The following is a 12,281-nucleotide window of genomic DNA, read 5'->3' on the forward strand; positions in this document are numbered from 1 at the left end:
GTTATCTTTATGACCAAACCGGGTTTTATTCAGCATCCCTGGACACATCAGCGTGGGGATTCCATGCGCGCAGCCTGTGTTATTGAGCACATTGAAAATGAGGCGATGCACGGATGCGGCCTTTATTATGAAATTTATCACTACCGGGTTGTCTGCAGGTTATTGCAGTTGCTGCAAACGCTGAACGCCACCGACAGAATAACGCTGACAGAGGAAGCCAACCGGCGAGGTTTTACGCTGGATGAAACCAGCATTAAAGAAAGTCGTCAGTGTTATTCTGACATCATCAGGGAAATCCGCGAGAGCCACTATTAATCCCTGTATTAATTTTATTCGCAGGTCCCCTATAGCGCCAAAATATTTCAGCCGAATCAGGCTTAAGGCGTGGTGGTTTTCCGGTTTTTACGGCCCAGCACATTTTTCACGAATTAAGGAGTGAAGAAATGCAGGCCGTAAAAATGAGGCAGCGGACAGAACTATTTTCGCGGGTTAAGGAGCGAAAATAGTTCAGGCACCGCGCCTCACCGGCAAACAGCCGCGCCCACGCGGATTTTGCAGGCCGGGGGGAGCCGAATAAATTTCGCCGCCCCAGCGAGCGAAAAGCTGTCGCCCACGACAGCGATTTATTTGGGGGGCATAGCCCCGCACACCGTCGCGGCTAAGTCTCCGGCCAAAAGCCGGTAGCGTGGCGCGACCACCCTCTTTAAAGGTCAGCTTCCCTTTTATTCCCGCTGCGAGGAACGAGCAAAGGGAAGAAAAAGGCGAAAGCGACCGTCTTAAAGGGGGTGGTCGCGCGTAGCGGGCGACGGTGTGCCGCCGTTGACGTTGGGGGTTTTGGCGCGGCGTCCAGCCACGACATTACCCCCATGTGACATATCATAAGGGCGTCCAGCCCGCATGAACTGGCGCACGCCGTGTCGTGCAGGGAAGCATGCTTCCCTGCACATGGCCGCAACGCGGCCACCTTCTTCGTCCCTGACGTTCGCCCCGCCTTTTCGCCCGACACCGTGGGGCGAATTGATGGGGCGATGTCATGGGGCGAACTGCTGACGAAGGAGGCATCGTGATTTTGAATAAGCTGGCCGTTTCACTGTCACCGATAGTGAATGGCGCACTGAGCTTCATGGCTTTTATGCAACAGCATCAGCTGATGCTGGCGCTGTTATCGGGGCTGACGATGCCGTTTTTCGCGTCCATGAAAAGCGATGAACGGCAAAAAGCCCCGTTGTGGCAAAAGCTGATTATGGCTTTTTCCATGGTGTGTTTTCTTTCCGGTACGATGGCCCCGGTTGTTATCTGGATTTTCCAGTGGCTTTATCGTGGCCGGGTAGTCGCCAGCATTCCCGTTCTGGCATGGCCGGTTCTGATTACTTTTACCGTAACGGGTTTTATTTTGCATATTCTGCTGCGAAGGGTATTAACCCCCGAACTGGATAAAATAAAGAAACGCCTTGTCAGAAAAACCACGCTTGAACGGGAATTACGCACTGATGTCCGTACGGTGAAATCCCTGCTGCCGGAAACACTGCATTATGACCCACTGGATTATATCGACCTGAGCAAAGGGTTATTTATCGGCATGAACCGCAATATTCAGCCGATGTACCTGCCGTTAAAGGACTGGCAAAAACAACACGCGGATATTATCGGGACCACCGGCGCCGGTAAGGGCGTTGCCACCGGGATATTACTATATCAAAGCATTCTGGCCGGTGAAGGCGTATTTGTGATGGACCCCAAGGATGATGAATGGGCACCCCACCTTTACCGGAAAGCCTGCGAGGATGCAGGCAAACCTTTTGCCCTGATTGACCTGCGTAAACCCCAATACCAGTTAAACCTGATTGAAGAGATCACCGCCGATGAACTGGAAGAGCTTTTTGTTGCCGGGTTCAGCCTGGCAGAGAAAGGTCAGGAGTCAGACTTTTATCGCATTGACGACCGAAAAGCGTCCCGGATAGCCGCACAATTTGTCACTCGTAATACTGCCTCAACCATTCGGGATGTTTATAACGGCGACTACGTTCAGGGTATTGCAGATAAGATAAAAGCCTTTTTCGGGAAAATTGAAGAGCTGGCCTTACTCAATGCCATCAATGCCCCCACCGGATTTTCGCTTAATAAAATATTTGAGAAAGGCGGTTGCTGCTACGTGATTGGCTCAATGCGCAACAGCAAAATCATTACCGCTCAGCGCATGCTGCTGGTTCGCCTGTACCAGCTGGCAGAAAGGCGCGAGCGAGTGAAAGACGTGCCGCGCCCCATTGCTATTTATCTTTCCGAACTGAAATATCATTTATCCAGGCCAGCGCTGGAAGGTTTAGGCGCGGCGCGGGATAAAGGCGTGCATATTATTATGGACCATCAGTCGATTGCCGATTTAAGAGACTGCCCGGCAGATTTGAAAGGTGACGCCGTTGTCGGCGCGGTTGTTGAGAACGCTAAATTCAAACTGGTTTATCGGGTCATGGACCCGGATACCGCTGAATGGGTAGCCAGAATGTCAGGCACTATATTAGTCGATGATGAGGTCCGCAAAGCGAAAACCGATGCCGTGCTGACAGAGACTATCGACAGTGAACGCACCATCAGGCAGGCCGAGCGTTTCTTTACCGACAGCAATATGATCCTGAACCTACCCGATTTTGTCAGCTTCATCTTCACGACAAAAACACTCCCGGCTGCTTCGCTGATTTCGCCCATCAGGGTGAAAAAACGCGAACTGGAGATCTGTGCCGTGTCGCCCGCGATTGCCGCCACCGCAGCAACAGTAAACATCGCCCTGGATTTTAGCGAGGAGGAAACATCCTCCGTATCCGTATCAATGCCGGAGATCACCACAACGCGGCCCGATCTTTTTTTTGATGAGATGGGCGAAAAAAATACGACAACACCGAATACCAACAAAGAAGAAAACCCGTCATGGCTGGATTTTTAAAGGGGAAATGATGCTCATCACCGCATACAGCGAACGCCAGACGCGACACCGCGAAAAAATACAACGACTACTGAATTTCCTGAAGGAAGAAACGTACAGTGACTTTAAAACGCTGATGCTGCTTTTCGGCTTCAGGGATCATAAATCGCTGTATTCCCTGCTTTCAAAAGTCGAGGGCATGGGGTTAATACATAAGCATGTCCTGGTATCGCGCACGATGAAGATTTCATTGTGGGGCATTACCAGTGACGGACTGGCAGTTGTATTAACCCCCGACGATACGCTTTTCCCGGCGCGGTTTGAGCCTTCAAAAATTACCGGCTGGACGCTGGAGCATCACCTTGATAATCAGGCAGCCCGCATCATCCTTGAGCAAAAAGGCGCATCCGGATGGATAAACGGTGACCGCTCGACCTTCCTTAGCCGGTATCAGGTCAGTCACCGCCCGGACGGGCTGATCACCCTGCCCGGCGGCACCGTGATTGCCATTGAGACCGAGCGCCGTTTGAAAACCAGAGCCCGTTACCAGTCGATCATCGCCAGCCATTTGCTGGCGCGGACCCGTAAAGACTGGATCTACGTTTTTTATATCGTGCCGGACCCGCAGAAAAAGCGCGGTCTTGAACGGCTGTTTGACAGCATCCGGCACGTCATCGTTAACCATCAGCACATCCCGCTGGAAACCCGCCACCGGAATGTCTTCCGCATCTACACGCTCGACGAGCTGCAACGGCTCGATGTAGACCACAGCATATAGTTCTTCTCTATCACTTACTGCCCCAACCCACCAACCCGCAGCGCAAAGACCGGAAATCATGCCCTTTCGAATTACTCTCCCAACATCAGAACTTACAGGACTCCAGAATGAACCGAGAAACTGACCGACTTTCGGACGTACTGACCGAAATGAGCGCAAAAGCGCTGGTGACATGGATGACGCATTCGGCATTACAGGACATACCGCGCGAAGCATTACTGGTTCGCGGCCACTATTTTGTCTATGCCCTACAGGCAAATTTTGTGTTACTGCGTGATGTTCTGTCAGAAACGCTGGAAGATATTGAGCAGCAGAGCCATGACCTCGAAGAAAGACTGGATAGCCTGGAACGGCGCCTTCAGACGCTTCAGAAAGATACTGATATTTTGTCTTAGCTCAGACTTGACCTGGCACAACTACGACACAGGGCCAAACCTAATCTGACAGGCAGCTCTGTGCCCAGGCTGTGTGAAAAGGTTTTTGGTCACAGAGACTGCCAAAAATAGAGCTAAAAACCGCGCTCATACGTAAAATTCGGCTCTACTGACCAGTCGATCAATTTCAGATTTTGCGTAGACACGCGCACTTCAGTTTTTGGCCAGGGTTTTCACACAGCCTGTGCCAACAGCGGACGTTGGGTTGTAGGTAATTCAAAATGCTAAAGCTAAATTCATATATCGTCTGCCGGCAAAGTTGAAAGGACCGTTGCGGACGACATTTTTTAAACAACGATCTTGTGGCACTACTTGAGTTCGAAAAGAGTATAAGTACTATGCTAAGTAAATTTTCTGAACCATTCCGAAATGGTGAGTTTGGTATAAACCGGTATGGCTCGATCAAATTTTCCTTTACATATAAAATACAAGTGAATGAATCAAGCACTCAAGGAGTTATATATTTTTACAAATGGATTAAATGTCAAAAGATATATAAAGACCGCAACAGCCCCTAATGCTTTGAATGTTATGTATTCAGAAACAATGGTTATTCCAGCGTCGAAAGGAAGGATGTATATTGTCACGGGAAGTGACACAATAAAAATTGGAGTCAGTAACAAAAATTTCTTCTTTGATAAATCCATAAAAACAATGATAAATATTAATAGTGAATTAAATGACAACCCATACAGGAACATTAAATTATTATTACCAATAAGTGCAACAGTGAAGAGAATTGCGGTGATGACACCAAGTATTATCATTGTTGTGTTTTTTTCTTAGACATATATGTACCATGTTTAAATCCGTATATTGGAAGCTCGTTTTTTAGAAACTCACTCTTTATATCTCTCAAGTCTTTTGATTTCCCTGACATTTTTTTAGCCATTCTTTGTATGTCAGAATATACAGTATCACCCAACTTTACCGATGCCTTTATTTCTTGGTTGATGTACTTAAAATGACGCAGTATAAGTGGAAGGATTTCAAAGCAAGTTTCTATAACATACTGATAATCATTATCTTTTTCATCTGAGACATTATTGTGATATGCCCTTGCTTGACTATTTATAAATTCGAAGATTTCCCTACCTTTATCATCATACAAATCAAGGCTGTTTCTATTTTTTCCATTTTCATATTGATCCCCAAGGGAATTATACTCTTTTAGAAGGTTATCTAGATTTTCTTTTATTTCATTTTCATTTAACATATTCAATGCGCCCCCTTCATTTAAAAAAGAGGGCATCATTTTATTTTTTGTCATCGTTTTTTGGCGCGGATTGAATTTTTAATTCTAGCTTTTGTATTGTCTTTGAGAAATCGTAACCTTCACAGGAAACTACCAACTTTAATAAATCATAATCATCATCAGATATGCCTAGACTTTTTAGTTCTTGACTTATGTCATCTAGACTTAGATTGTGTAACTTTTGAGGGTCATATTTGGATAGGGATTTTAATAAATTACCCATGATTTCGTCAGTAATAACACCTTTCTTTAAGTTCATTACTGATTCCAGATAAGATGGAGAGAAGTTAGCATCATATTGGTTCGATATGAAAATATCCTCAAATAAACTCTTAGTCATTTTTATATTCCTTTCACGTATCTGTGTGTAATGATTTTTAATTAGTTCGCAGTAAATATGATGTAGTTAGGATCACTGATTCACCGCGAAAAGTTACGAGATTCTGTACTGCTTTGATTCTATACGCTTTATCTCAAAAACTATAACACTAATTTTTTCACTTTTAACGACAATATTGTCACTATTTGATGAAAGTAGCTGCAACGCATCGACCACATATCCATCGTTCAGCTAACCTTGGGATTTTTCCATCTCCCGCTGTCCGCTTCACGCCCTGAGACATTCGACAAGCTTTTTATGGCTTCAGTAAGGGCGAGTGTCGCGCTTCGAGAGCCAGCAAATACTTCGCTTCATCGTACTGGGTTCTGGTCTTCCAGCAGCGGTAAATGATCCTTATCCATTTGAAGGCAAGAGCCCGGATTGCAGACTGGTGAGATTTTCCTTTTTCTCGCAGTCCCTGATAATAAAGTCTGGCCCAGTATGATGAGTTAACCGTCTTGGCAGCCCATTCAACGAAGGTCTGCCTGACGAACTTGGCACACTGCCATCTCCAGTGAACCCAGGATTTCTGGCCACTTCTTTCTGTCACCGGTGCAATACCTGCGTAGTTTTGAATTTCTTCAGCGCTATTAAACCGGTTGCGGTTATCACCAAGTGCAGCAAGCATTCTTGGGCCCATACAAGGTCCCATGCCCGGAAGTGATTTGAACAGCCCCGCATCTGGCAACGTGTCAAATAGCGTTTCGATTCGTTCGTCATAGGTTTTGATGATTTCACTCACGACTTTAATTTGTGTCGCCAGTGCTGTTGCCATCAAAGCATTAGCCTCTATAACACTCGAGTCTGTCGTCAATGGGATCGCGTTATCAATACTTACAACACGCTGCTCGGTAAGGGCCATTGCGCGACCACCTTTGGCATTCAGAAAGTTGCGGATCGTGTCGCGCCTGGCTCGTTTAAGTTGTTGCAGACTGGGCCATCGTATAATCAGCTCACACAACAGTAAGCTACCCCGATGTGAGAACCACTCCAGGGGCTGAGGATAATACTGTTTAAGCGTGTTGATTATACGGTTCACAAAACGGCGTTTATCTTCAACCAGTTGACGACACTGCTCAACCAGTTGCTGGAGTAACTCAGTAAGCCAGGCATCAAGCGCTTCTGCTGTATGTTCAATCACATGGAATACGCGTTCGCCGTTTTTAAACTGAACACAGACATCGTGTTTTTTATCCGCCCAGTCCAGACCAACGTGCGCAGCAAACTTATTAGTCACAGTCATCACCAACTCCTTTTTATCGGGGATTGGTATGCATTCCACGCTCTTCGAAAGAAATATAGCCAGCAGTATATCTGCATGCCCTGAGTATTCGTTAGCGAACGTGGAGCACCTACTGGTTCGAAAGGAAAGCGGCGATCATCACATGATTCTCGCTCAATATTCGTAACCAGTAAGCGCATACCCTGAATCACTTAAAAGTGTAATTCTCAGGGTCCGAATGACTATAGGTCGCTCAGAGCTGCCTGTCATGTGTGCTTAAGAAATGGCCTTAGCGAATGGAAGGGACTTCCCCTGGATATGCACCTGGTTAACTTTCATGCAATCATGGGATAAACATTGACCCAGAGGGATTCGTTATGACCATCACCACTGTCGGTATCGATCTTGCTAAAAATGTGTTTGCTGTTCACTGCGTTGACCAAAATGGTAAAGCAGTTCTGGTTAAACCCAAGGTGTCGCGTGCAGCACTTTCTGAACTCATCGCTGGTTTACCTCCCTGTGTCATTGGAATGGAAGCCTGCTCGGGTGCCCACTATTGGGCAAGATTATTCAGGCAGTATGGCCATGATGTCCGGTTGATGGCACCGAAATTTGTCTCACCCTATCGCATGGCGGGTAAGACCGGGAAAAATGATGCAGCTGATGCAATAGCTATTTGTGAGGCTGTGCAGCGGCCGCATATGCGCTTTGTACCCGTCAAAGATGAAAGCCAGCAGGCAATGCAATGCTTACATAGGACAAAACAGGGATTTATTCAGGAAAGAACAGCGACGTATAACCGTCTTCGGGGGTTGGTATCTGAATTCGGGGTTATTGCCCCACAAAGCACTGATGCTCTGCGTCATGCTGTTTCTGACCAGAAGGAAACTCTGCCAGTACAGGTCAGGCTGTGCATTGATGATCTATTAGCACATTTCACTAATATTGAAGAGAAAATCGCCGAATATGACAGGGTGTTATCTCGTGTTGCCAAAACAGATCATCGCAGCCAGCAGTTAATGGAACTGAAAGGTATTGGGCCCACAACGGCGAGTGCGCTGGTCGCCAGTATTGGCAATGCCCATGATTTTAAGAACGGGCGCCAACTGGCAGCCTGGTTGGGGCTAACGCCATCACAATACAGTAGTGGCGGAAAATCAAAGCTTGGCAGGATAACAAAAGCGGGTGATGCCTACCTGCGAACCCTGCTGGTCCAGGGAGCCCGTTCTGTTATGGTAGGGGCAGAGAATAGAACGGACTCGTTTAGCCGTTGGGTCTGCTCGTTGATTGGTAGGCGGGGATACTGGCGTGCTGTCGTTGCAATCGCCGCCAAGAATGCGAGGTTGTGCTGGGCATCATTACATTACGGCGATGACTTCAGACTGTATTCAACAACGTGAAAAATTAAACTGAGTAGTAACTGAACTGTAACTCGTTGATGGTAAAGGGTTAGACCCCCGTGAGAAGTATCTGCATATCCTACTGGATATCACTATCCGATTAACGAAGGAGGATCTCACGAGCGTCTTTCATCAGGGTCCGAATCAATAGCGATTCAGCGTGACCGTTTATAGTAGTGCAGTCTCATCCCTTGCCTTTCATTGATGAACAGCCAGAAATTAAAAACCGGCGTTGACTGTTCGGGGAAGCCCTTATAGTAGGATATTTTCCGTTTTCCAAGCGGACCCCGTAACGTGGTTTTTCGCACATTTGGCCCTCAACCCCCAGTATCGGCTTTCGCACGCTCAAGCCTCTTTAAAAACGGTCCAGCAGGACGGGGGTGACTGGGGAATATTCCGATCACAGACCGGCTGCGCCGGGCGTACGGCGACGTTTGGGTACAAGGCTATGCGGAACAACGTTTGTCGCCTTCATGCCGCTATGCGGCATAACAGCGTCAGACACCGTCTTTTAGCTGGCAGCACGATAATATTCTTTCGATTTAAATGTAGTGATATAATTAATTGAAAACCAATGTTGGAGATTATGTTGTGAAAAGAGAAAAGCAAAATTATCAGCTATCTATTCCGGATGATGACTATAAAATGCGGCATGTGATGACGGAACATAAAAAAATTACGAATCTCTTGTAAAATGGTGCGCGCAGGTTCAGATTTTCAATCTCCAGTAATCTTTACCGTGAATTCTTTAATGAGGTCTTCTTTATGTCGCACGATATTTTTCCGGTTGAGTTCAAAGATGGTTCACGCATGTACGGTATTAACGATGGAACGTCCTGCTATATGTATCCTTTTCTCTTTCATACGCAAAAAGTAGCTCAGGCCTGGCTATCCAGCGGCGACAGAGATACCCGTATTTTGCCTACAGAACCTGATAATGCACGGATGACGGAAGAAGACGTGATTATCTACCCGGATGATTTATGGGCGTTTAACTCTCGCGTCTCGCGTCCAGCAGCTTGGATAACTGGCCCCAACAAAGATGTGAGCCGGGAAGAAACCTGGGAAGATCACACCATTTATTGCCGTGACTGATGAAGATCGCTTGTATCAGATAACCCGTTAAGCTTATTTGACTGTGTTTTTGGCCTCAAATGAGGTTCGAAATATCGTTTTTGGTCATGTTGATACTCAGTAGTATCAATATCGAGTTTTAAGAGCGCTTAGCGTGGACTTTTACATCACTGTACGTTAAATCCCTTATAGTAGTTTGAAATTGAAAGTTGACCTTACGTAGGTGAATCCTCTCGATAAAGTTGAGACTTATAAAAATTGTTAGTATCTAAAAATCGAAAGATTCATGAACTAAATAATATTACAAAGAAAAAATATAACTATGTGTGCCAATGAAAAAATAAGTAAAATAGTCGTGTTTTATCATATGTTAATCTTTTGGGTGCTTGTGTATTTTGTAATCATGCTTACTTACTACCTGTCGATTATTAACGTATTCCATATTAATTATTTAAGGTTCGAATATTTTATTTTAGGGACAAGCACTTTCTGCATAAGTTTTTTGACTTTTGCTACAGTCCATCATATCCGAGCATTGTTTAACAAAGCTACTGGTAGGTTATTTACTTCTGAGAGAGGAAATGGACTTCTGATGCGAATTTTTCGACCAAGCTCTGTTAAGAATGGTATATTCATTGGAGTAAAACTCGACACGTACTTAAAAAGAACAAGTAAAAAGGAATTTGCAGATAAACTCATTGATTATATTTTAAGTAAAAATTACTGCACAGATACTCCAATCATTCTTCGCTCTCATTTGCTATCATCCCAGGGAATACGCAACTATATTGTAAAAAACATTGAAAAAAACGGAGGTAATTGCTTTGTTCAAGTAGGTCTTCAGACGGATTCTAAATTTATGCTTCTATGGTTAACACCTGCATTTCAGGGAGTATTCCAGTTATATATACCTGCACTCAGACAATATGAAGCGGAAGTTATAATTACATTTAGCGATACTAAAGCAATCAGTAAATGCTAAGATAAATTCAATATCAGTACATTGCTTCTGATAGAGACGGTGCGGCAGATACGGGGCGTAACTGTTGCACCGTCGCACAGACTTGATTTTAATATTCTTACGGCAACCATTTACTTGGATGCCTCAGCTCCACTCATGCCTGGAGAACCGTCGTGACCTCCATTGCTGCCGCCGCTTCCTCCCTGGCCGCCCTGGCCTCCGGGACCAGCATCGCCCCCATTTCCTCCGTTCCCCGTTCCATCACCGCTGCCGCCGTTTCCTCCATTACCTCCTTCCTCGCCGCCGCTTCCCCCGTTTCCTCCATCTCCATTAGAACCGGATCCTGCATTCCCGCCATCACCCCCGTCTCCATTGCTGGACCCGTTACCTCCATCCCCACCATCTCCGTCGTCTGCGATGGCATTAAAGCTCGCAGTGAAAGCCAAAACAGGAAGCAGGAAAGAAGGTGTGTAGAAGATTAATACTCGTAGTGTTACGACCGCTATTACTAATAATGAGCTTACAAACGTACGTAGAGGAAAAATTCGCATTTAAATTCTCCTTCGTTAAATTCATCATTTTATTTAATCAGGTATTTCCCCCATCGCCACCATCGCCACCATTCCCTCCTGGTGAATTATTACTGCCGCCATCCCCTCCATTTCCACCATCAGCTCCATTTGCTCCTGCAGCTCCTTCTCCTCCCTGCCCATTGTTACCACTATTACCTCCATCACCCCCTTCACCGCCGTTCCCACCAGGCGAATCAGCACTATTGCCATTTCCTCCGTTGCCACCATTGCCACCGTTACCACCATCAGGCCCGCTACCGCCATCTCCTCCATTCCCGCCATTGCCCCCAGCAGAGCCACTCCCACCGTCGCCACCATTCCCGCCATCAGCTATTCGATGAATTAAGTGGGAAAACGGTAATAGATTTTTTTCTTCTGTATTTGCACAAGCATTTGCAATTGAGTTGAAAGCCACTACGGCAAAAAGACTCAACCTGACATATTTATTCATTCTATTATTCATCCGTTAGCTCCATTTGCACCGGGCGCACCGCTTCCGCCATTTGCGTTTCCGTTACGTGTGTTGCCGCCATTCCCGCCGTTGCCGCCATCGGTGCATAAAGTTCCCGGTGACCCTTTCTTACCATTTTGGCCGTTAGCGTTACCATTTTCGGTAGTGCCGCCATTTTTTCCATTTAGATATGAGCAGTCGTTATGTTTATGGTGATGCTTATTCGAGGCCTGAGCGCTCATGGCATTGAATGTTAGAAGTGAGAGAATGAGAGTGTTAATGGCTAGTGGATTAAATTTCATATTTATATCTCCATAATGAAAACGCGGAGAAAAATATTCACCGCGTCTAAAAATTAAATAAACCTACTATGCTCCACCGTCTCCACCGTCTCCACCGCCATTATCACTACCGTCACCATTACCGGTTCCGTTATTATCCCCGCTGTCATTCCCATTGCTACTGCCATTTCCACTGTCGGCATTACCGCCATTACCTCCATTACCTCCATCCCCACCTGGAGCTCCCGGTGAATTATCATTCCCGCCGTTACCCCCGTTACCACCGGGAGAACCTGCGGCACCATTTGCATCGCCAACCGTTATAAGATGAACATTATTGTCTGGTGAAAATTGAGATATATGACTGTGAGATATAGGAACGGCAGCCCTTGCTGCAGCAGTACAGGTGATAATCATCAATACAGCTAGTTTAGAAATTTTCATAGAGTCCCCTTGATAGGTCTATCGTAATTAAATTTCTTACTGAGTATTTCAAAAAAACAAACAACTGCAAAATAATAACTAACAGATATTTATTTAAAAGGATAGGAATAGAA

The 12,281-nt window shown here is 45.9% G+C and carries 14 protein-coding genes; 7 read left to right on the forward strand and 7 right to left on the reverse strand.

The annotated features are described in order from the left end of the window. Positions 1-9 precede the first annotated feature (9 nt). The 5 genes from J1781_RS09180 (at position 10) to J1781_RS09200 (ending at position 4,915) form a co-directional block, all read left to right on the forward strand. Entirely contained in the window at positions 10-315 is a 306-nt protein-coding gene (locus J1781_RS09180) for a hypothetical protein (RefSeq protein WP_116164652.1), read from the forward strand. A 748-nt stretch (positions 316-1,063) separates the two neighbouring features. Next, entirely contained in the window at positions 1,064-2,938 is a 1,875-nt protein-coding gene (locus J1781_RS09185; RefSeq protein ID WP_217218734.1) for a type IV secretory system conjugative DNA transfer family protein, read from the forward strand. Between the two features lie 10 nt (positions 2,939-2,948). Then, complete coding sequence (mobC, locus tag J1781_RS09190) at positions 2,949-3,695, forward strand: MobC family replication-relaxation protein (protein ID WP_217218736.1); 747 nt, start codon at positions 2,949-2,951, stop codon at positions 3,693-3,695. 107 nt (positions 3,696-3,802) lie between these two features. Further along, positions 3,803-4,090: a hypothetical protein gene (locus J1781_RS09195; protein WP_217218735.1), complete on the forward strand. Its 288-nt coding sequence runs from the start codon at positions 3,803-3,805 to the stop codon at positions 4,088-4,090. A 474-nt stretch (positions 4,091-4,564) separates the two neighbouring features. After that, positions 4,565-4,915 (forward strand): hypothetical protein, encoded by a 351-nt coding sequence (locus J1781_RS09200; RefSeq protein ID WP_217233460.1) that lies wholly within the window; start codon positions 4,565-4,567, stop codon positions 4,913-4,915. On the opposite strand, the gene J1781_RS09205 is transcribed toward J1781_RS09200, so the two are convergent. From J1781_RS09205 to J1781_RS09215, 3 genes are all read right to left on the reverse strand, one after another. Further along, positions 4,893-5,345: a hypothetical protein gene (locus J1781_RS09205; protein ID WP_217233461.1), complete on the reverse strand. Its 453-nt coding sequence runs from the start codon at positions 5,343-5,345 to the stop codon at positions 4,893-4,895. The genes J1781_RS09200 and J1781_RS09205 overlap by 23 nt on opposite strands. A 40-nt stretch (positions 5,346-5,385) precedes the next feature. After that, positions 5,386-5,724 carry a hypothetical protein gene (locus J1781_RS09210; protein ID WP_217233462.1) on the reverse strand — a complete coding sequence of 113 codons (339 nt, stop codon included), beginning with the start codon at positions 5,722-5,724 and terminating at the stop codon, positions 5,386-5,388. Between the two features lie 295 nt (positions 5,725-6,019). Next, the gene (locus tag J1781_RS09215; protein ID WP_217218759.1) at positions 6,020-7,006 is read right to left on the reverse strand and encodes a transposase; all 987 of its coding nucleotides are present in this window, start codon (positions 7,004-7,006) and stop codon (positions 6,020-6,022) included. A 356-nt stretch (positions 7,007-7,362) separates the two neighbouring features. On the opposite strand from J1781_RS09215, the gene J1781_RS09220 reads away from it, so the two are divergent. Beyond that, positions 7,363-8,385: an IS110 family RNA-guided transposase gene (locus J1781_RS09220; RefSeq protein WP_217218760.1), complete on the forward strand. Its 1,023-nt coding sequence runs from the start codon at positions 7,363-7,365 to the stop codon at positions 8,383-8,385. Positions 8,386-9,150: 765 nt separating this feature from the next. After that, on the forward strand, positions 9,151-9,480 hold the full coding sequence (locus tag J1781_RS09225) for a hypothetical protein (RefSeq protein WP_217233465.1): 330 nt from the start codon (positions 9,151-9,153) through the stop codon (positions 9,478-9,480). A 1,094-nt stretch (positions 9,481-10,574) separates the two neighbouring features. Here J1781_RS09225 and J1781_RS09230 read toward each other — a convergent pair. From J1781_RS09230 to J1781_RS09245, 4 genes are all read right to left on the reverse strand, one after another. After that, the gene (locus J1781_RS09230) at positions 10,575-10,814 is read right to left on the reverse strand and encodes a hypothetical protein (RefSeq protein ID WP_217218620.1); all 240 of its coding nucleotides are present in this window, start codon (positions 10,812-10,814) and stop codon (positions 10,575-10,577) included. 190 nt (positions 10,815-11,004) lie between these two features. After that, the gene (locus J1781_RS09235) at positions 11,005-11,319 is read right to left on the reverse strand and encodes a hypothetical protein (RefSeq protein WP_217233463.1); all 315 of its coding nucleotides are present in this window, start codon (positions 11,317-11,319) and stop codon (positions 11,005-11,007) included. A gap of 128 nt (positions 11,320-11,447) precedes the next feature. Beyond that, positions 11,448-11,618: a hypothetical protein gene (locus tag J1781_RS09240; protein ID WP_217218618.1), complete on the reverse strand. Its 171-nt coding sequence runs from the start codon at positions 11,616-11,618 to the stop codon at positions 11,448-11,450. Positions 11,619-11,811: 193 nt separating this feature from the next. After that, positions 11,812-12,168 (reverse strand): hypothetical protein, encoded by a 357-nt coding sequence (locus J1781_RS09245; protein WP_217233466.1) that lies wholly within the window; start codon positions 12,166-12,168, stop codon positions 11,812-11,814. Positions 12,169-12,281: the final 113 nt, after the last annotated feature.

It is taken from the genome of Rahnella perminowiae, from assembly GCF_019049695.1.
Taxonomy (GTDB): domain Bacteria; phylum Pseudomonadota; class Gammaproteobacteria; order Enterobacterales; family Enterobacteriaceae; genus Rahnella; species Rahnella perminowiae.

What these genes read in the sequence shown, in the direction of transcription:
- J1781_RS09220 (WP_217218760.1), top strand. Translation starts at nt 7,363, where the DNA reads ATGACCATCACCACTGTCGGTATCGATCTTGCTAAAAATGTGTTTGCT.
- J1781_RS09245 (WP_217233466.1), bottom strand. Translation starts at nt 12,168, where the DNA reads ATGAAAATTTCTAAACTAGCTGTATTGATGATTATCACCTGTACTGCT.
- J1781_RS09200 (WP_217233460.1), top strand. Translation starts at nt 4,565, where the DNA reads ATGAATCAAGCACTCAAGGAGTTATATATTTTTACAAATGGATTAAAT.
- J1781_RS09240 (WP_217218618.1), bottom strand. Translation starts at nt 11,618, where the DNA reads ATGGCGGCACTACCGAAAATGGTAACGCTAACGGCCAAAATGGTAAGA.
- J1781_RS09210 (WP_217233462.1), bottom strand. Translation starts at nt 5,724, where the DNA reads ATGACTAAGAGTTTATTTGAGGATATTTTCATATCGAACCAATATGAT.
- J1781_RS09235 (WP_217233463.1), bottom strand. Translation starts at nt 11,319, where the DNA reads ATGGCGGGAATGGTGGCGACGGTGGGAGTGGCTCTGCTGGGGGCAATG.
- J1781_RS09215 (WP_217218759.1), bottom strand. Translation starts at nt 7,006, where the DNA reads ATGACTGTGACTAATAAGTTTGCTGCGCACGTTGGTCTGGACTGGGCG.
- J1781_RS09180 (WP_116164652.1), top strand. Translation starts at nt 10, where the DNA reads ATGACCAAACCGGGTTTTATTCAGCATCCCTGGACACATCAGCGTGGG.
- J1781_RS09230 (WP_217218620.1), bottom strand. Translation starts at nt 10,814, where the DNA reads ATGGAGGTAACGGGTCCAGCAATGGAGACGGGGGTGATGGCGGGAATG.
- J1781_RS09225 (WP_217233465.1), top strand. Translation starts at nt 9,151, where the DNA reads ATGTCGCACGATATTTTTCCGGTTGAGTTCAAAGATGGTTCACGCATG.
- J1781_RS09195 (WP_217218735.1), top strand. Translation starts at nt 3,803, where the DNA reads ATGAACCGAGAAACTGACCGACTTTCGGACGTACTGACCGAAATGAGC.
- mobC (WP_217218736.1), top strand. Translation starts at nt 2,949, where the DNA reads ATGCTCATCACCGCATACAGCGAACGCCAGACGCGACACCGCGAAAAA.
- J1781_RS09205 (WP_217233461.1), bottom strand. Translation starts at nt 5,345, where the DNA reads ATGTTAAATGAAAATGAAATAAAAGAAAATCTAGATAACCTTCTAAAA.